At 70.9% G+C, this 20,403-nt stretch carries 10 protein-coding genes; 5 read left to right on the top strand and 5 right to left on the bottom strand.

The features are described 5' to 3' along the window. Positions 1-101 precede the first annotated feature (101 nt). A complete protein-coding gene (locus tag ACZ7L9_RS23730; protein ID WP_266749172.1) occupies positions 102-383 on the bottom strand; it encodes an HPr family phosphocarrier protein in 282 nt (93 codons plus the stop codon). Between the two features lie 172 nt (positions 384-555). On the opposite strand from ACZ7L9_RS23730, the gene ACZ7L9_RS23735 reads away from it, so the two are divergent. The 4 genes from ACZ7L9_RS23735 to ACZ7L9_RS23750 all read left to right on the top strand — a co-directional run bounded on the left by ACZ7L9_RS23735 (position 556) and on the right by ACZ7L9_RS23750 (position 6,137). Beyond that, a complete protein-coding gene (locus ACZ7L9_RS23735) occupies positions 556-3,495 on the top strand; it encodes a bifunctional acetate--CoA ligase family protein/GNAT family N-acetyltransferase (protein WP_471417833.1) in 2,940 nt (979 codons plus the stop codon). A gap of 141 nt (positions 3,496-3,636) precedes the next feature. Beyond that, complete coding sequence (locus ACZ7L9_RS23740) at positions 3,637-4,233, top strand: DUF5998 family protein (RefSeq protein WP_389986676.1); 597 nt, start codon at positions 3,637-3,639, stop codon at positions 4,231-4,233. Then, positions 4,233-5,420 (top strand): alkaline phosphatase family protein, encoded by a 1,188-nt coding sequence (locus ACZ7L9_RS23745; RefSeq protein ID WP_471417836.1) that lies wholly within the window; start codon positions 4,233-4,235, stop codon positions 5,418-5,420. Before ACZ7L9_RS23740 ends, ACZ7L9_RS23745 begins: the two co-directional genes overlap by 1 nt. Positions 5,421-5,486: 66 nt before the next feature. Beyond that, on the top strand, positions 5,487-6,137 hold the full coding sequence (locus tag ACZ7L9_RS23750; RefSeq protein WP_471417838.1) for a thymidine kinase: 651 nt from the start codon (positions 5,487-5,489) through the stop codon (positions 6,135-6,137). Positions 6,138-6,307: 170 nt separating this feature from the next. Here ACZ7L9_RS23750 and ACZ7L9_RS23755 read toward each other — a convergent pair whose 3' ends face one another. The 4 genes from ACZ7L9_RS23755 to ACZ7L9_RS23770 all read right to left on the bottom strand — a co-directional run bounded on the left by ACZ7L9_RS23755 (position 6,308) and on the right by ACZ7L9_RS23770 (position 16,718). Next, the gene (locus ACZ7L9_RS23755; protein ID WP_471417840.1) at positions 6,308-10,939 is read right to left on the bottom strand and encodes an HAD-IC family P-type ATPase; all 4,632 of its coding nucleotides are present in this window, start codon (positions 10,937-10,939) and stop codon (positions 6,308-6,310) included. 118 nt (positions 10,940-11,057) lie between these two features. Beyond that, the gene (locus ACZ7L9_RS23760; protein ID WP_471417842.1) at positions 11,058-11,591 is read right to left on the bottom strand and encodes a hypothetical protein; all 534 of its coding nucleotides are present in this window, start codon (positions 11,589-11,591) and stop codon (positions 11,058-11,060) included. A gap of 355 nt (positions 11,592-11,946) precedes the next feature. Continuing rightward, complete coding sequence (locus ACZ7L9_RS23765; RefSeq protein ID WP_471417844.1) at positions 11,947-13,257, bottom strand: hypothetical protein; 1,311 nt, start codon at positions 13,255-13,257, stop codon at positions 11,947-11,949. A 74-nt stretch (positions 13,258-13,331) separates the two neighbouring features. After that, entirely contained in the window at positions 13,332-16,718 is a 3,387-nt protein-coding gene (locus ACZ7L9_RS23770) for an outer membrane protein assembly factor BamB family protein (protein ID WP_471417846.1), read from the bottom strand. Positions 16,719-17,227: 509 nt separating this feature from the next. Between ACZ7L9_RS23770 and ACZ7L9_RS23775 the strand changes: the two genes are divergently transcribed. Further along, positions 17,228-20,116, top strand: a complete 2,889-nt coding sequence (locus ACZ7L9_RS23775) for an outer membrane protein assembly factor BamB family protein (protein ID WP_471417848.1) — start codon at positions 17,228-17,230, stop codon at positions 20,114-20,116. Positions 20,117-20,403: the final 287 nt, after the last annotated feature.

A 20,403-nucleotide genomic window follows, 5' to 3' on the forward strand; every position in this document is an offset into this window, starting at 1 on the left:
CGAAATATCTTCGCTCTTCGTTTCTCACTGAGTTTCGCCCGGGAAAGCGAAAGAGCCGCGGACCCGGTCAAGGGCGCCGCGGCTCTTTCGTAGAAAATGGGTCAGACGGTCTCCGGCAGCTCATCGAGCCCCTCGGCGACCAGCTTCGCCAGGCGGTCCAGGGCGGCTTCCGAATCGTCGGCCTCGGATGCGAGCACGATCTCCTCGCCGCCGTGCGCGCCGAGACCGAGCACCGCGAGCATCGAGGCGGCGTTCACCGGATTGCCGTCGGCCTTGGCGATCGTCACGGGGACGCCGGAGGCCGTGGCGGCACGGACGAATATGGAAGCAGGGCGGGCGTGCAGGCCCTCGGCCCATCCGACGTTGACGCGGCGCTCAGCCATGGTTCTGCCCTTCAGGAATCAATGGTTGTCTAGACCAGTCTCTCACGCAGTGCGCGCGGCTCCGACCGGCCCGCGGCAGGCCCGCAGTCCGTGCTGTACCGCGGCTCGGCCCCCTCAGCCTGCCCCGGCCCCAGGACCTACGCGACCGCTGGCGGAGCCGTAGTCTTTGCGCATGCAGCCCTCGTCGCAGCAGAGTCCGCATCACGCGTACCCCGACCACTGGGAAGCGGACGTGGTCCTCCGCGACGGCGGAACCGCGCGGATCCGGCCCATCACCACGGACGACGCCGAACGACTGGTCAGCTTCTACGAGCAGGTCTCCGACGAGTCGAAGTACTACCGCTTCTTCGCTCCGTATCCCCGTCTGTCCGACAGGGACGTGCACCGCTTCACTCATCACGACTACGTCGACCGGGTGGGGCTCGCGGTCACGGTCGGCGGCGAGTTCATCGCGACCGTCCGCTACGACCGGATCGACGAGCGGGGCAGACCCGCCTCCGCACCCGCCGACGAGGCCGAGGTCGCCTTCCTCGTCCAGGACGCACACCAGGGCCGGGGCGTGGCCTCGACGCTCCTCGAGCACATCGCCGCCGTCGCCCGCGAGCGCGGCATCCGCCGCTTCGCGGCCGAGGTGCTGCCCGCCAACACCAAGATGATCAAGGTGTTCCGGGATGCCGGGTACACCCAGCAGCGCAGCTTCGAGGAGGGCTCCGTCCACCTCACCCTGGACCTCGAACCCACCGCCGAGTCCCTCGCCGTCCAGCGCGCCCGTGAGCAGCGGGCCGAGGCGCGGTCCGTGCAACGGCTGCTCGCGCCCGGTTCCGTCGCCGTCATCGGGACCGGCCGCACTCCCGGCGGGGTCGGCCGCACGGTCCTGCGAAATCTCCTCGGAGCCGGTTTCACCGGTCGTACGTACGCCGTGAACCGCGCCTTCGCCGCCGACCAGGGCACGGTCGACGGGGTCCCCGCCCACCGTTCGATCGGCGAGATCGGCGAACCGGTCGACCTCGCGGTCGTCGCCGTCCCCGCCGACCGCGTTCCCGAGGCCGTCGCCGACTGCGGTGAGCACGGTGTCCAGGGGCTGGTCGTCCTCTCCGCCGGATATGCCGAATGGGGTGCCGAGGGCAGGGAGCGGCAGCGTGAACTGGTCCGCCAGGCCCGCTCGTACGGGATGCGGACCATCGGGCCGAACGCCTTCGGCGTCATCAACAACGCCGAGGCCGTCCGGCTGAACGCCTCTCTCGCCCCCGAGCCGCCCGCCCCCGGACGCATCGGCCTCTTCACCCAGTCCGGAGCGATCGGCATCGCGCTGCTCTCCGGGCTCTACCGGCGCGGCGCCGGCCTCTCCACCTTCATCTCCGCTGGCAACCGCGCCGACATCTCGGGCAACGACTTCCTGCAGTACTGGTACGAGGACCCGGACACGGATGTCGCCCTGCTGTACCTCGAATCGCTCGGCAACCCCCGCAAGTTCACCCGCCTCGCCCGGCGCACCGCGGCCGTGAAGCCCGTGGTCGTCGTGAAGGGCGCCCGGCACAGCGGCTCCACCCCGCCCGGCCATGCGGTGCCGGTCAGCCGGATCCCGGACGCGACGGTCTCCGCGCTCATGCGGCAGGCTGGCGTAATCCGCGTCGACACGGTGACGGAGATGGTCGACGCGGGTCTCCTCCTCGCCGACCAGCCGCTCCCTGCGGGCCCACGGGTCGCGATCCTCGGCAATTCCGAGTCGCTCGGCCTGCTCACGTACGACGCCTGCCTGGCCGAGGGGCTCCGCCCGCGTCAACCCCTCGACCTCACCACCGCCGCGACCCCGCAGGACTTCCGGGACGCCCTGGCCGAGGCCCTCGCCGACGAGGGCTGCGACTCCGTGATCGTGACGGCGATCCCGTGGGTGGGCGAGGACGGCGAGGCGGAGCCGGGCGGCGGAGAGGTACTGGCGACCGCCCTGCACGCGGCCGCGGCCGCCGGTCCCGCCAAGCCGGTGGCCGTCGTCCACGTGGAGATCGGCGGCCTGGCAGAGGCCCTCGCCGCGGCCACCAGCACGGTCGCGCAGCCGCGCCCTTCGAAGCAGCCCTCCGCGCCCGCGACGCCCCCGCGCGCCGGAGCCGCCCCCGCCTCACCCGCGCCCGCCCCGGCGCACACCGCTTCCGCCCCCGGTGGCGACGCGGTCACCGCGACCACGGGCACGGACAGCAAGGGCGGTCTCGGACCCGCCCCCGGCTCCCGCCCCCGTATCGGCCGGATCCCCGCCTACCCCGCCGCCGAGCGGGCCGTGCGCGCCCTGGCCGAAGCGGTGAGGTACGCGCAGTGGCGACGACAGGCCGCCGTGCCCGGCAAGGTGCCCGAGTTCCTCGACGACACCATCGACGAACAGGGCGCCGCCGACCTGATCGACGCCCTGCTCGGCCCGGACCCCGACCCGCGGGGCAGGCCGGTCGCGCACGACGAGGCGCGCGAACTCCTGGGCCGCTACGGCATCACCGTACGGCCGACGCTTCCGGCCCCCGACCCCGAAGCCGCCGTCGACGCCGCGGCGCGGCTCGGCTATCCCGTGGCGCTCAAGACCACTGCGCCCCATCTGCGCCACCGTGCCGACCTCGGCGGGGTCCGGCTGGACCTCGCCAACGAGAGCGCCCTGCGCCGGGCCTACGGCGAACTGACCGACCTGCTCGGCAAGCCCGCCGAACTCCGGCCGGTCGTCCAGGCCATGGCACCGCGCGGCGTCGACACCGTCGTACGGGCCACGATCGACCCGGCGGCGGGCGCCGTCCTCTCCTTCGGGCTCGCGGGCGCGCCCTCCGAACTCCTCGGCGACACCGCCCACCGCCTCGTGCCGGCTACCGACCGCGACGCCGCCGAGCTGATCCGGTCCATCCGGGCGGCCCCGGTGCTGTTCGGCTGGCGCGGCGCGGCGCCCGTGGACACCGCGGCGCTCGAAGAGTTGCTTCTGCGGGTGTCCCGGCTGGTCGACGACCGCCCCGAGGTGGTCTCCATCGCCCTGGAACCGGTCGTGGTCGCCCCCCAGGGGCTGACCGTTCTCGGCGCGAGCGTCCGGCTTTCGCCGCCCCCGGCCCGCACCGACCTCGGCCCCCGCCGCCTCCCCAACTACTGACCGGCCACCGACCGGAACGGCACCGCTTCGTCCCCGGTCGCCGGACGAGCCCGAAAGTACCGGTCCCTTCTCCGCGCATGCCCCGGTCGCCCTGCCGGACATCGTCCCCGGCAGTCATCCGCCCCCCGTAGGATGGTCCTCATGGCTAAGACCGGTACGACGACCCAGGGGCTGCGCGCGGCGATCGAGCGCAGTGGCTACTACCCGGCCCTCGTGGCCGAGGCGGTGGAGGCCGCCGTGGGCGGTGAGCCGGTCGCTTCGTACCTGGTGCACCAGGAGACCACCTTCGACTCCAACGAGGTGCGCCGTCACGTCACGGTCCTGGTCCTGACCGACACCCGCTTCATCGTCAGCCACACCGACGAGCAGAACGCGGACACCAGCTCCCCGACGCCGTACGCCACCACCTCCACGGAGTCGGTCAAGCTCGACCGGATCTCGTCGGTCGTGGTCAGCCGCGTCGTCGCCAACCCGGAGAAGTACGTACCGGGCACGCTGCCCCGCGAGGTCGTCCTCACCATCGGCTGGGGCGCGGTCTCCCGTATCGACCTGGAGCCGGCCGCCTGCGGCGACCCCAACTGCGAGGCCGACCACGGCTACACCGGCAGTTCCACCGCCGACGACCTGAGCCTGCGGGTCAGCGAGGCCGGTGACGGCCCGGACACCGTGCGCCAGACCCTCGCGTTCGCACAGTCCCTCTCCGAGGCCACGGCCGCGACCGCGGCGTCCGGCCGCTGATGGCCCAGCCGGCCTGGCAGGATCCCGTTCTGCTCCCCGTCGACACCGCCCCCGTCCCGGAGTACGGCAGCGGCTCGCTCTCCGATCTGCTGCCCACGCTCGCCGCCGGCCAGGGCGTGCCCGGCTTCACCGCGGCGATCCCCGAACTCACCCCCGCCGACCGGAACTGCGTGTTCCTGATCGACGGCCTCGGCTGGGAGCAGATCAAGGCTCACCCGGACGAGGCACCGTTTCTGCACTCCCTGCTCCCCACCTCGCGCGGCGGCACCGGCCGCCCGATAACGGCGGGCTTCCCGGCCACCACGGCGACGTCACTGGCCTCGGTCGGTACCGGACTTCCGCCCGGGGAGCACGGCCTTCCCGGTTACACCGCGCGCAACCCGGAGACCGGCGAGCTGATGAACCAGCTGCGCTGGCAGCCCTGGACCCCGCCGAAGGCCTGGCAGCCGTACCCCACCGTCTTTACGCGCGCCGACGCCGCGGGGGTGCGCACCGCCCAGGTCTCCGCCCCCGACTTCGAGCAGACCCCGCTCACCAAGGTCGCGCTCAGCGGGGGCTCGTTCCTCGGCCGGCTGTCCGGCGAGGAGCGGATGGACGTCGCCGCCCAACGGCTTGCTGCGGGCGACCGGTCGCTCGTCTACACGTACTACAGCGAGGTCGACGGCAAGGGCCACCGCTTCGGCGTCGACTCCGACGCCTGGCGCGGGCAGCTGATGTACGTGGACGGCCTGGCCCGGCGCCTGGCCGAACAGCTCCCGACCCGCTCGGCGCTGTACATCACCGCCGATCACGGCATGATCGACATCCCCTTCGACGAGCAGTCCCGGATCGACTTCGACGAGGACTGGGAGCTGCGCGCAGGCGTCGCCCTGCTCGGCGGGGAGGGCCGGGCCCGGCATGTGTACGCGGTCCCGGGCGCCGAGAACGATGTGCTGACCGTCTGGCGGGAAGTGCTCGGCGAGCAGTTCTGGGTGGCGAGCCGGGACGAGGCGATCGCGGCCGGCTGGTTCGGCCCCGAGGTCGACGAACGCGTACACGGCAGGATCGGCGATGTCGTCGCCGCGGCCCACGACGACGTGGTGATCACCGCCTCGGTCAATGAGCCGCACGAGTCCGCGATGGTGGGCATGCACGGCTCGATGACCCCCGTCGAGCAGCTCGTCCCCCTGCTCGAAGTACGCTCGTAGCCGCGTTTTCCCCGCCACAGTCTCCCTTGGACTGCTTCACCCCGCCCGAAAGGTGCTCAGCCCCTCATGCCCGAGCTTGTGTTCTTCTCCGGAACGATGGACTGCGGAAAGAGCACCCTGGCGCTACAGATTGCACACAACCGGTCGGCAAGGGGGCTGCAGGGTCTGAACTTCACTCGGGATGACCGTGCGGGGGAGGGGAAGCTCTCTTCACGGCTCGGGCTGGTGACCGAGGCGGTCGAGGCGGTGCCGGGCATGAATCTGTATGCCCATGTCGTCGACCGGGTGTCGCAGGGCGGCAAGGTCGACTACTTGATCGTGGACGAGGCACAGTTCCTGGAGCCGGAGCAGATCGATCAATTGGCGCGAGTCGTGGATGACTTGGGCCTGGATGTCTTTTCCTTCGGGATCACCACCGACTTCCGCACGAAGCTCTTCCCTGGCTCGCGGCGGCTGATCGAGCTGGCGGACCGCGTTGAGACGCTTCAGGTGGAGGCGATGTGCTGGTGCGGGGCGCGTGCTACGCACAATGCCCGTACGGTGGGTGGCGAGATGGTGGTGGAAGGTGAGCAGGTCGTTGTCGGTGACGTGAGTAGCCCCGCTGCGGAGGTCGGCTACGAGGTGTTGTGCCGGCGTCACCACCGTCGCCGTATGACGAGTGCCTCAGCCCGTGCCGGCGCGCTCTCGCCGGACGTCCTGCCGGTGGCCTCCGGCTGAGGGTTGTCGGCCGGGGGACGCAGGTCTCGGCTGAAGCGTTCTGAATGGATGAGGGCCTTGCGGGTTCAGCGTGGATTGCGACATCTCCACCGAACGATGAGAAGGCCCTCATGCCCCACCGCACTGGAGCAGCCCTTGGCCGACTGCTCCAGTGCGGTGCGCTCCCGGCGTCATCCCGGCACAGGGGCGAACCGCTTCAAGGGCCCCAGCCGCGCGCCGAGTTCCGTCAAGAGGCGCTCGGTGTGTGGCAGCACGCGGGGCGAGAGGGCCGCGGTTGCCACCGCGAGAGCGACTCCCGTCCAGGCGAACGGGCCCAGCGGGGTGCAATCGAAGAAGTGGCTGACCACGGGGGTCTGGACGAGCGCGACGAGGAACGCGGCGGTGCCGAGGACGGTGGCCAGGATCAGCGGGCTGCGCCGGCGGCCGAGGAGGATCTGTGTGAGCTGGGCGCCGACCACGCCGCACAGGGCCATTGTGCTGGTGCGCCGGGCCGTACCCGGTGTGAGGTGGCCGATCAGCCAGGCGCAGGTGGCGCCGATGCCGGTGACCACGCCGCGTTGCCGGATCTGGCGGTTCAGGGGGGACTGAAGAGCGGCCAGGCCCACGGATTGCCTGCCTGGCCGAGTGTCCTGGGGGGTCACGGCGACGGCCATCGCGGGGAACATGTCGGTGAGCAGGTTGACCAGTAGCAATTGGCGGGTGGACAGCGGCGAGGCGCCGGCGAGCAGAGTGCCGAGGACGGAGAAGCCGACCTCTCCGGCGTTGCCGCCGAGCAGGATGCTGATCGCGTCGGCGACGCTGTGCCACAGGGCCCGGCCTTCGCCGATGGCGTCGATGAGGACAGAGAGTTCGTCGGTGGTGATCACCAGGTCCGCCGCGTTGCGGGCGGCCGCGGATCCCCGGGCGGCGATGCCGACACCGATGTCGGCGGCGCGGATGGCGGCGGCGTCGTTCGCGCCGTCGCCGACCATGCCGACGACTCGACCCGCGTTTCGAAGTGCCTCGATGACTTGGAGTTTCTGCTCCGGTGCGACTCTGGCGACCACGCCGCAGTCCTTCAGGAGCCTGATCTGTCCGGCCCGGTCGAGTGTGGCGAGTTCGTCGCCGGTGACGACCGTGACGCCCGCCGGCCATCCCAGGGCGAGGGCCACCGATTGGGCGGTCCGGGGATGGTCGCCGGTGAGCATGACAGGCCGTACGCCGATGTCGTGCAGCCCCGCGACCAGCGGTGCAGAGCTGGGACGGGGTGTGTCGGCCAGTGCCACGAACCCCATGAACTCCAGGAGTTCGAGGGGCTTGTCCAGCGGCTCATCCGTCCCGTCGTCCGGGGACAGCCGGCGCTGGGCGACAGCCAGGAGCCGCAGGCCTCGTGCGGCGAGCCTGAGTGCCGCATCGAGGGCTTCCGGACCCGCCTCGGGGCAACTGGACAGCACGACTTCCGGGGCCCCTTTGACGACCATCAGGTGGGCGCCGTCGCGGTCGCTGCCCACGGCTGCGGCGTAGCCGCGGCTGGCCTCGAAGGGCCGTCCCGCGAGGGCGGTCCAGCCCGAGTCGTGCGGGGCTGCGGCCAAGACGGCCGCGTCGGTGGCGTGGGCGTGTGCGCCGCTCTCCTGGGCGGGGCGGGGGCAGGCACGCGCAGCCAGGCGCAGGATCAAAGCCGCCTCAGGGGCGGCCGGCTGGTGCTCGGTTCCCGAGGCGGTGGCGAGCTGGACGACCTTCAGGCTGTTCTCGGTCAGTGTGCCGGTCTTGTCGAAGCAGAGGGTGTCCATACGCCCCAGCGCTTCCAGACTGCGAGGGGTGCGTACGAGGATGCCGAGCCGGCTCAACCGCCGCGCCGCAGCCAACTGCGCCACCGTCGCCACCAGCGGCATACCCTCGGGAACGGCCGCGACGGCGACCGCCAGTCCGCCTCGGAGGGCGGTGCGCATCGGACGCCCGCGCAGCAGGGACAGTCCGGCCACGGCCGCACCGCCGACGAGGGTGAGGGGCAGCACCTTGCGGGTCAGTTCGTGCAGTCGTGCCTGGGCTCCGGCCGAGGTGGGGACGCGGGCGGCGAGCGCGGCGGCGCGGCCGGCCTCGGTCTGGGAGCCGGTTGCCACCACGACCGCCCTGGCCCGGCCGGCTACGACGGTGGTGCTCTGGAAGACCATGCAGCTGCGGTCGGCAACGGCTGCCTGCGGCCTCGCCGCCAGCTGCTTGCGGGTCGGCAGGGACTCGCCGGTGAGCGCGGACTCATCCACCTCCAGACCGTCGACCATCAGTAACCGGGCGTCGGCCGGCACCACGTCGTTGGTGTGCAGCTCGATCACCTCACCCGGCACCAGGCGCTCCGCCTCCACGACGGACGGTTGCTCGTCGTCCGGCCCGGCCAAGCGTCTGGCTGTGTGCCGCTGGCTGGTGACGAGGGCCGAGAGGGCGCGCTCCGCGCGCAGCCGCTGGAAACCGCCGACCAGGGCGTTGACCGTCACGGCACTGGTGACCAGGAATGCGTCCACCCCGGAGCCCAACAGAGCCGATGCGGTGGCACCGACCATCAGGACCGGCGTCAGCGGGTCGTCGAGTTCGGCCCATGTGGCGATCGGCAGACGGAGACCCCAGCGCACCGGGGAGATGAACGGGGAGACGTACGGATTTGCCGCGGCGGCACGCGCGACGCGGCTCGCGTCGGTGCGCAGCCTCATCAGGGCGGTGGGTGCGGAGCGTGGCGCCCTGGCCAGCCGGGCCAGCACCTCTCTCGGCTCCAGCGCGTGCCAGGGCACCCGCGGCCTGGGGTGCGGAGTGGCGTGCACGGCAGCGCCCAGCGCGGCCCACCAGCCCCAGACCAGCGCCGCGGCGACGGCGATGTTGACCGGGCTGAGCCGCACTTTGAGAGGAAAGGGCGGCTGGCCGGTGCGCGTTCCTCTGCTGAGCACCAGTAGTGCGGACAATGCTGAGCCTGCCTCGGTGAAGAACTTGGCATGGCTGCCGACCGTCCGTGCCGCCGGGACCGCGCACAGCAGCCGCCACACACCCGCCAGCCCGCGCACGCACATCACGTCCGCACCCCAGACGACGGCGCTGCGCTTGTCGGTGATCGCGACGGCGATGTCGCCGGCGAGGAGCCCTTCGGTCACGTCCCGGCCGCGGGCGGACAACCGCTGTCTGACCGGCCCCGACGACAAGGATCGGCCCGAGGCGTATTCGTGCGGGACGCGCGCCACCGTCAGCACCGTCCGCCCCTCGTCCTGCAGGGCGCGGACCACCTCGGCGAACGGCCGGTCGGCGGGGGCGAGTTCATCGGCCAGTACCCCGAACTCGTTCAGCGACTCGTGCTCCACGACCACGACGTGCAGGCCTGCGCGCCGCGCCGCGTCCAGCGCGGCCTCGGCCATCGGGTCGGTCTCCCAGCCGACCAGCACGGTGCCGACGTCCCGGTCGCCCACCGAGGCGATCATCATGCCCGTCTCCGCCGGCGGACCGCCGGGTACCGGGCGTAGGCCGAGGTACGCCTCCCCCGCCATACCGGCTGCCTCGTCGTTCGCCCACGAGACATCCCACGAGGCCCCCTGGAGAGCTCTGGTGGCGGCCTGCCAGAGCTGGTGCTGGTCCCAGTCGTCGGCGCTCGGGTGGACCTCCAGCACACACAGCCGGTAGCGGTGCAGCGCTTCCGGGTGCAGCACCACGGTGTCCACGAGTTCGAGCCGACGCAGCCGCTCGGCGTCGCGGACCAGGGCGTCCTCGCGGGCCAGTAGGGTGCTCAGCGCCGCGGTGAAGCCGGCCGGGCCGTACCTCGCCGCCTTGGGGGTTCCGGCAAGTACGGCCTCGGCAGCTTTGCCCATGTCACGGGTGAACAAGAATGTCGTCGCCGCCCCGGCCAACATGCCGTTGACCGCGGCGTCGGCGTACTCCTCCCCCGGGCAGACCCGCAGGGGCGGCCGGTCGGTGTTGTTCCCGGCGACTGTCAGCCGACTCGGTTCGCAGAGCGCGTCGTGCACCGCGTCGAACGCGGCGAGGCGAGCCAGGTCCGCCACCAGTTGGGTGGTCCGCAGTGCCGCGTCGAGCAGCAGTGGTGTGGGCGACTGACCGACGCCGTTGGCCGCCGCATACGCCGCGGCGAGCAGCAGATCGGCACCGTCGGTGCCCAGCGGGCGCTGCAGTAGGACCCGCACCCGCGAGTCCTCCCGCAGCAGCGTCACCACGGCCGTTACCGCCTGGGGCGCCTGCCGCACGCGAGCGCTCCGCGCGGCCAGCGCGGCGGCGATCCCAACGGCGTCGCACGCCAGGCCGACCAAGCTCGCGCGTACGCCGCCGGAAGCGCCCGGATGTGCATGGGCCAGCGTCGCCTCACCGACCTGCTCCAGACCGTGCCCGGCGGCCAATTCGGCCGCCGCGTCCGCCACAGTCTCATCGGCCGTGTCCTCGGTGAGCTGCACGACGAGCCGCGTCAGCCCCCCATCCCAATAGGCGCTCACCACGTCGGCGTGCTCGCACAGCTCGGAAGCAACCTTCGTGGCCGCGTCCTCAAGACGCGCCACAGACTTGACCGGAGAATCCGGGGAGTGGTGCAGGGCGAGGTGCATACGCGATGCGGCGTGCCAGTACCCGACCTGAGGAGCCATCGCATTTCGGGCAGCTCTGCCGAGCAGCAGCCCAGCCCTCGACACGCCCGCCGCGCCGCGCACCGTACTCCGCACACCGGCGCTGACGATCTCGGTGAGCCCCGACGCCGACGGTGTCATTCGGCGAGTCGCCTGGGCCGGGGCGGCTGCCAGAGCGCCGCTCAGCTCTACAAAGGGACGCAGAGGAAGCAAGCGCGACAGCATCTCTCACCTTCACGGACTCGTCGTCAGGTCGTTGTGTGGGAACTGGGCTTCGAGCCCGAGGGTGAGCGAACCTGCCACCCGACGACGGGCAGCGGGCGATCAAGCACGCCGAGGGTGTTCAGCTCTTCTTTCGCCCGGCTGCCGCAGGCTTTCGCGCGCTGCTGGGCTGCCCGGACGCGCCGGCCTTCGCCTTCCCTTTCGCGCTGGTCGTCTTCGCCGACGTCTTGGGCGAAGCCTTCGTCGGTGTCTTGGGCTTCCGCGAAGCTGTCGAAACGGTCGACGCCTTGGCCGACCGGGCCGCCTGTTTGGCCCGCATCCCGTGACCGGCACCTGCCGGCTCCTCGGTCACGTCCTCAGGGCGCGGCTGGGTCAGCCACACCACCGCGGCGCCTGCGACCGCCACCGGCCACTCGATCAACCCCGCCGCACCGAGCAGACCGGCTCCGGCGTACGCCGTGACCCGCCGGGCTTGCGGCGAGACAACTCCGACGGAGTCCAGTACGCCGTCGAAGACATCCTTGACCACCTCGACACCCGGGACTCTGTCCACGACCGCCGTCATGGTCTGCATGGGGTGCGCCAAAACGTCCTGGACGGGATGCGTCGCCGGCTTCGTAGCGCCGGAGCGTCTTCCGTCGGCCTTCACAGCCATGATCGCTCCTTCCGAAAGGCTGGCGAGGCGGACGGCAGTGCGCTGCCGTGTTCCTCACCTTCCGACCTATCGTGTCAAACGTCCGCATACCCGGCAACGCAGATGAGGCCGAATGGGCACGCAGCGTATAAGCGCGATGTCCTGTGCAGGGCCTGGCCGGGCAGCTGCGCCCCGGTACCCCGTGAGCGCGGAGTCCGCCCGCCCCCGCCTGAAGGCCGTCCTCCGCTCGACAGAGCGGCCCCGGCCTTGCAACCACGGTCACTCATACCCGGCTCCGGAGGCCGGGAGCCCCTTGCGGGGCCGGGCAGGAGGTAATGGCGGGCAGGTCGGCGGGCGTCGCGACCCTTGTCCCGGATCAGGTGGCGAGGAGGCGGCCGGCGGCTACGGCTGACGCCACGGTGCCGCCGATGACGACGGCCCAGGCGGCGACGATCGGGACGCGGGTGCTCCAGGTGCGCAGCGCGGGCGAGGTCGTGGCTCGGGCGAGGAACGCGTCGCGACCGCGTAGTACCGCAAGGCCGACGCCGGTCAGGGTCAGCGCCATGCCGGCACCGAACGCCGCCACCATCGCGATCGCCGCGCCGACCCGGCCGGTCAGCAGTCCGCTGAGGAGGACGAGGAACGCCGACGGGGAGGGGAGCAGGCCGCCGGATGTGCCGAGCAGCAGGATGCCGCGCCAGGTGAGCAGGGACTTGGACGTCGGGATGTGGTGACTGTGGCCGTGGTGGTGTTCGTGGCCATGCCCGTGTTCGTGGTCATGCCCGTGGTGGTGACCATGGCTGTGACCGTGCTTGCGGTTGGTCAGGTGGCGTCGGAGCAGACCGATGCCCACGGCGACCACGACCAGGGCCGCGACCAGCTGCAGCCAGTTCGTGACCGCGGCGACGTCCGGTGCGTGCTGGGCGGCGAGCCAGAAGGCCACGGCGAGTACGGCGACCGATGCGGTGTGCATGAGGGCCACGATGGCGCCGAGCCACACCGCGTCCCGCGCCTTGCCCTGGCCGCCTACGAGGTACCCGGCCGCGAGCGACTTCCCGTGGCCGGGGGCGCAGGCGTGGAATGCGCCCACCGCTGCCGAGACGAGAAGGGCCAGTGGCAGGACGACACCGTGGTCCAGTAGTGCGGCAAGGTCTGTGGTCCACACGGTCGCCGGACCCGTGGATGCGGTGGCGGTGGAGTTGCCGGCTCCGCCGAGGGCGAGGGTACGGGTGGGGTCGCTCGCCGTGTGCAGGCCGCCGCCACCCTTCTGTGTCACGGAGATCGTGCGATAGGTCGGGTTGACGTCGGTCAGCGCGGTGATGGTCACAGCGACCGTGTCCACGGCGTGCGGGCAGGTGTAATGGATCAGGGCGCCCTTGCTCGCGATCTGCGCGGTGTCCACGGCTCCCAGTCGGCACTCGCGCCCGTCCTGGCGCACGGTGATGTGCGAGCCGAGGTAGGTCGCGTCGTCCCCCTTGGCCGCCTGGTGCAGGACGTCCAGGTCGTTCTGCTGGGCCGACCAGGTGATCTCGACGGTTCGGCCTTCGGCCCTGACCTGGGCGACCGGTGGTGCGCCGAAGGGGTGCGCCTCGGCCGTGCCTGTGGTGCCGAGCAACGCCGCTGCGGCGGCCAGGCCGATCAGGAGGAAACGGGCGGCGTGGGTGCGGAGGGTGCGGAGGATGTGCACAGTGGTGGTCCCGTCGGGAGTGGAGCGCCGCGAGTTGCCTCCCCTGGCGGGGGAGGCAACTCGCGGACGGTCGATCAGTGCTCGCGCAGGTGGCGGGCGGCCAGTGCGTGGAGCGTGCCGTCGTCGGTGAGGGCGAAGACGTAGTCACCGCTGACGGAGAGCGCCGAGGTCACGGCGGCGCCGAGGTTGTACTCGGACAGCAGCTTGCCGGTGGCGCGGTCCAGGACGACCAGGCGGCCGTCGCGGGTGCCCGCGTACACCAGGTCCTTGGTGACCAGGGCGTGCATCGCGGGCGAGTTGAGGTCCCCGCTGCACCCCACGGGGGTCCTGCCGGGCTGGTAGCCGACCTTCGTCTCCCAGATCGGCTTGGACGGGTCGGCCGCGCTGGTGTCGTAGGCGCGGATGACGCCGTCGCGGCCGGCGATGTAGGCGGTGGTGCCCCAGATCGCCGGGCTGGTCAGCGGGGCGGGGCCGCTCTCGCCGCAGCCGCTGCCGCCGCCCAGCGGGGACTGCCACAGCACCGCACCGGTGCTGAGGTCGTGCCCGCGGACGCCGCTGTTCGTCATCGTCACCAGCTGCGGGTCCCCGTTGGCCGGGTCGGTCAGGGCCGGGGAGGAGTGGCTGGCGATGTCGCCGTTGGTGTCCTTCGCCCACAGCTGGCGGCAGCCGACGAGGTCCATGGCGACCACCGTGTTGCTGGAACCGGTGTGCAGGTAGGCGATGTCGGAGCCGGGCTCGCGGACCGCCGTGCTGTGGAACTGGCCCCAGCTCGTCGCGCCGTTGAAGCTGCCCAGCAGGTCGCCGGTCTTGGCGTCACGGCACTCGACCTTGCTCCAGTTCTGGTAGACGGCGACGGTGCGCGGCTCGGCGTTCAGGTCGAAGACGGTGACCGGACCACCGGCCCGGCCGTACCGGCGGACGGTGTCGCCGTACTGCTTCTCGTCCTCGATCTTCTGCCAGACGACGTGGCCGTCCTCGGCGTCCAGAGCGTAGATCCGGCCGACGGCGGTGGTCAGGTAGACCTTGCCGTCGTGGTAGGTCGGCGCCGACTCGGCGTCACCGTCCAGGTAGGTGCGCCAGATCTCGCGGCCGGACTTGATGTCGTAGGCCAGCATCATGTGGTGCGGCGAGTCGAACGCCCGGGAGGAGACGATCACCTTGCCGTCCACGACGACCGAACCGTTGAGGTTGAACTGCTCGCCGGTGTTGGCCGCCCACTGCAGGTCGAGCTCGGCGCCCGGGTCGTCGGCGCCGGCGGAGCGACCCGCCTCGTCGCGACCCTGACGCAGCCAGTCCTGGCCGGTCTTCGGCTTGGCGATCTTGCCTTCGGGCACCACCGTGAAGGTGTTGGTGACGGTGGGCCACGCCTTGCCGCGGGTGTCGACCGCGGTCATCTCGGCCGTGTAGGTGTCCGGCTGCATGCCGGGGAGGTTGCTGCTGATCCGGGTCCAGGAGGTCCGGGCGGCCGGGCAGGGCTCCGGGGTGCCGCCGGGGGCCGTGTAGCAGTTCTCGATACCGGTCTTGCGGACCTTGGTACCGAACTTCATCCGCTCCTTGTGCCAGCGGACGTGGCCGCGGGAGTCGCGGATGGTCAGCGAGGCCGTGTCCGGCGTGCGACCGGCGTCCTCGGTGTACAGCTCGATCGGGATTCCGGCGCTGTTGCCGTGCACACTGCCCTGGGCGGGGCTGACCAGCCCGACCGCGTTGCGGACGTCGAACTGGCGGTGGGTGCCCATCACATAGCCGGTGTCCTCGTTGCGCTTCGTGCTCGGGTCATCGTAGATGCCCTTGAAGTCGAGGATCTTGAAGTCCGCGCGGGCACCGTCGATGCCGTACTCGCCCTGGTTGTTGATCTCAACCGAGCGGTTGAAGGCACCACGGCGGTACTCGGCCTGCTGGTTGTGGCCTGCGGCGAACATCCGCACGTCGTACTTCGACAGCTCGTCGACGGTCGGCTGCATGCCGGCCCCCGGACCCCACTGGGTGAACAGCGAGCGGTGTGCGAAGACCAGCACCTGCTTGCCGACGGCGTGGCGCTTGAGGTCCTCGCGCAGCCACTCCAGCTGCGGCTTCAGGCCACTGGAGTCGTAGTTGTCCTCAAGGACGACGATGTGACGGCCGTTGCGGTCGAAGCTGTACCACTCCGGGCCGAGGTTGCGGCGGTAGTACTCCATGCTGCCGCCATAGCCCTCGGAGGTGGCGGTGCCGCCGACGTCGTGGTTGCCGACCACGGGGTAGAAGGGCATGCCGAGCTTGCCCTCGGTCAGGCCCTTGCGCAGGATGTCGTAGCCGCGCTGACGCCGCGGCTCCGCCGCGTAGTCGGTCACGGTGTTGTCACCGGTCGTGATCGTCATGGTGGCGCCGTCGACCTCGGACATCGCCTCGACCTGCTTGGGCCACCACTTCGACGCGCTCTCGGCGGCGCCGTCCGTGGTGTTGCTGACCTCGATGTCGGAGTTCATCACCCACTTTTCGGTGGGGTTGGCGGCGTTCTTGTCCTTGACGAGGGCGAAGTCGATGCCGGAGCCGCCCTCCTCCGGGACCTTGTGGAAGAACTGCGGGATGTAGTCCTCGCGCAGTGCGGGGGTGTAGCCGTTCGGAGAGACGATGTTGATGAGGTCGGTCTCCCGGCGGGTCGGGTCCATCTGCAGGCTGTACGAGCCGTCGGGGCCGGTTGTGGTCCAGACGGCGCCGTCGGTGACGTCGACGCCGGGCATCGGAGCCTCGCCGGCGTCGCGCTTGCCGTTGCCGTTGGTGTCCTCGAAGACCGTGCCCGCGACGGTGACCGTGTTGGCGGTCGCCGCTGCCTCCTCGAGGAGCGGCGCCGCCGCGGCCACCTGGGGAGCCAGGCAGGACAGCGCCATCACACCGACGGTGGCCACCTTGACCCGCTTGCGGTTGGCGCCGACCTTGGCGGCCAGCTGGGCGAGCTGGAGGCGCCCGGTGCGGATCTGCCACACCGCGAGCAGCAGCGCGGCGGCCAGCGCGATGCCGAGCGCCACCACTGCCCACGGGAAGGTGGGGAGCGCGTGGGCACCCGATGCGTCGACAACGGGGGTGGCCGCGTTGGCGTTGACGGTGGTGCCGTCGAACTCGGCGACGACCTGGGTCAGCCCGCCCTGCTTCAGCATGGCGCTCAGGTCGAGCTTGTCGACGTGGCAGTTCCACGCGAGCTCGACCACGACGCCGCCGGGGACGCCGCCGGAGTCTCCGGCCACGCCGGAGCCGGTGGCGGGGCAGCTCGACGTGCTCAGCAGGCGCGAGGCCCAGACGCCCGCGTCCTGCGGTGACACCACGTCACGGTGGACTATCAGTCGCCCGCTGGTGACGTCGTTCTTGGTGAAGATGACGATTTCGCCGTGCTGCGGCGACACATGCGCGGCGGCGGGCTGCGCACAGAAGCCCAGGATGGAAAAGAGCAGTGTCAGGCCAATCCCTGCTGCTCTGCGGAGGAATCTCATGGGCCAGGAGGCTAGCTTGACTGGACAAGTTTCGGATCACAGAGAGGGCGATCTTCATCGAACGGTCCCGGGGAATTCATGCGAGGACGCGTCAGGTCCCGACCTCGCCCCGCAGCCCGGCCCGCAAACCGCCGCACGAGCAGACCGATGAACACCGTCGGCCCTCCACTGCCAGATCGGCCGGGCGCCTGTGGTACAGCCCGTGCGCGGCATCCACTACGAGATGCCGGCGGACCCGGACGCCCTCCACCGGATGTACGCCCGGCCGCAACTGCGGTACGCCGCCACGGTGCTGGCCGGCATTCAGTCCCGGAATCGTGGGTACGAGCCGGACAGGTTCGGATGTGCTGACTCTGCCGCCCGCTGCGCTCAGCTCGAAATGCCGTCTTATGGAGACACGCAATCATCGTGCGTGGTATGCCGCTGCAACACCTACCAGACACCTGCCATGGATCTCCTGCGGTTAGCAGAGTTGTCCGGACAACTCCCTCTATTGCAAGGAGTGCAGCGTGCCTTCTTCCCGTATCCGATCCGCAGTAGTGGCTGGGTCCTGCGCCGTTGTTCTCGCTGTGGTGGGCGCGCCGGTCTCGTTCGCCGCACCGACCAGCAGCCCCCAGTCGGCCGTGAGCGCATCCACCCTCACCCTGGTCACCCAGCAGCCCCAGGTCGGTCAGCAGCTCAAGTTCAGCTACACCACCGACGCTCCCAGCGCCACGAACTGGATCGGCATCTACCCGGCGGGCCGCAAGCCCGGCGACGGGGCCTCGCTCACCTGGGTCTACGTCCCGAACGCCAGCGGCACCGCGACCCTGGACACCTCGGGCCTGCCGGCCGGCTCCTACTCCGCGTACCTGCTGGCCAACGACGGCTACCAGTCACTCGCCGCGCCGGTGAACTTCGACATCGCCCCTCGCCCCCCGCGCCATGCCACTGTCCAGGGCACCGTCTTCGACGACAAGAACGGCGACGGCAGCCAGGACAAGAACGAGCCGGGGCTGGCCGGTGTGTCCGTCTCGGACGGCGCGACCGTCGTCCGTACCGACAGCGACGGCCACTACGTGCTCTCCGCCGACCTCAACCAGTGGACCCGCACGATCGTCAACATCACCATGCCGCGCGGCTACTCGGCCACCCCCGGCAGCAACCGGGTTCCGCGCTTCTACCGCGACCTCGGCTCGCCGGAGGCCGACAGCACCATCACGCAGAACTTCGATCTGCGGCACGACAAGGCCAGCGAGCGGCCCGACTTCACCTTCACCCAGATCACGGACACCCACGTGACCAGTCCCGACGGTCCGGAGGCACCTGCGGACGGTGACGGCGTCACCCCGGGCAAGCTCGCCAAGCAGCTGGACGACATGGCCGCACTGCCCACCAAGCCGGCCTTCGTCCTGGCCACCGGAGACCTCAGCGGTGACGGTGCGCCCTCCCACTGGCAGGCATGGCTCAAGGGGTCAGCGAACTCCAAGCTTCCGATCTGGCCGCTGACGGGCAACCACGACCACGGCGGCGGGGACAGCGGCGTCGGCAACTACCGCTCGCTGCTCGGGCCTTCCTGGTACTCCTTCGACTACGGCAACACCCACTTCATCCAGCTCGAGAACAACGGCGGCCTCGGCGACCCGGTGCAGCTCGCCTGGTTGAAGCAGGACCTGGAGCTGAACGGCAAGAACGCCGACGGCACCGACAAGCAGATCGTGGTCAACACCCATGAGCCGCTGGACACCCCCTTCCCCGGCGGCTCCACCGGGCAGATCAACGCCGTGCTCGGACTGCTCAAGGGCTACGACGTCAAGGCCATCTTCAACGGCCACATGCACACCAACTTCACCGACCCCCACCTGCTGGACGGCGCGGTGGAGTACAACACGGCCTCGGCAACCTACAACGACGACCACTCGCCCATCGGCTTCCGCGAGGTCACCCTGCACGACGGTGAGCTCAAGGCCGAGTTCCGGATGTTCAACCAGGAGCACACGATCGCGGCCACCTCGCCTGCGCCCGGCTCCCAGGTCGGCCAGGGCCGCGCCGAGTTCCAGGTGGACGCCTACAACACCTCCAGCCATGTGGTGCGGGTCGAGGTCCGCATCGACGGCGACGAGGCCAAGAAGCTGCGCCGCACCGGCAAGTTCTCGTGGTCGGCGCCGTGGGACACCCGCCACCTGGCACTCGGCGACCACACGGCCAAGGTCACCGCGTTCGACGACGCGGGCCACAGCTGGTCCACCACGAGCCGCTTCACCGTCGTGAAGAAGGCCGAACAGGTGCGCCCGGGCGTGGACGTACCCGAGTTCCACGGCGACGCCCTGCACATCGGAGTGCAGCCCGGGAGCCTCGGCTCCGGCAGCCTCACCAACGCCTGGACCCACCGCAGCGGCGCCACCATCGGCATGTCCTCCCCGGTGGTCGCGAACGGCACCGCCTACATCGGCACCTGGGACACCGACGGGTCCAAGGGCAACGGCGTGGACGCCGTCGACGTCGCCACCGGCCGGACCAAGTGGCACTTCGCCACCGACAGCCTGGTCCAGTCCACGCCTGTCGTGCACGACGGGACGGTCTATGTGACCGAGATGCGTGGCACCCTGACCGCGCTGGACGCGGCGACCGGCGCGAAGAAGTGGAGCTACACCCTCCCCGGTTCCTCGGAGACCGGCCGCTACGACGGCTACGCCTACGGCGGCGCGACCGTCTCCGGCTCCACCGTCTACTACTTCGGCTACACCACCACGGGCAGCCACCTCGTCGCCGTCGACACCGCCACCGGTAAGCAGCTGTGGAACTCCCCGGTGGACAGCGGCTGGTGGGCCAGCAGCACCCCCACCGTGGTCGACGGCAAGGTCTACGTCCACGACAGCCGCGGTGGTCTGCGCATCTACGACGCCACCACCGGTAAGCAGCTCGTCTCCGCCGGAGCCGTCGGCGGCGTCCACCACTCCACTCCCGTGGTGGCCGACGGACGGGTGTTCACCACCGACATGAGCAACTCCCTCCTGGCCCGGGACACCACCACCGGCAAGGAGCTGTGGCGCTACCACAGCACCGGCGTCTCCAAGGATGACGCCGCCCAGCCCGGTGGCTCCGCGGCGGTCGACGGCCACACCGTCTACGCCGGCTTCACCAACGGCCGCGTAAGCGCCTTCGACGCCGCCACCGGCACCAAGCTCTGGGACTTCCAGAGCGGCAGGGCCTTCGTCGGCTCGCCGACCATCAGCGGCAATACGCTGTGGATCGGCGGAACCGACGGCCATCTGTACGGTCTGGACAAGACCACCGGCGCCAAGCTCCAGGACCTGGATCTCGGCGCTCCCATTCTGTCGACCCCGACCGTCACCGGTAACACGCTGCTGATCGGTGCCTGGGACGGCAACCTCTACGCCTTCACTGCCCGCGACTGACGCCCCCGCGGCACCGAACCCGAGCCGACTGCGGCCCCGGCACACCGCCGGGGCCGCAGCCCGCAGCCCGCAGCCCGTCTCGGCCGGGGCGGCCCGACCGGCTCCCGGAAGAGTGCGTCGCCGAGCCGATTCCTGGGTGGTCGGTGGGCGGCAATGCGGATTGGGTCCTGGGGGCCACCCGGGGGGCGAAACAAAAACACGACCGGGGGTTTTGGCTGCTTTCTGTTTTTTTTGCAGGAGGGAAACCCCCCCACACCCCCCCCCCGCCCACCCCCCCCCAAAAAAAC

Source organism: Streptomyces sp. NPDC111516, from assembly GCF_055635345.1.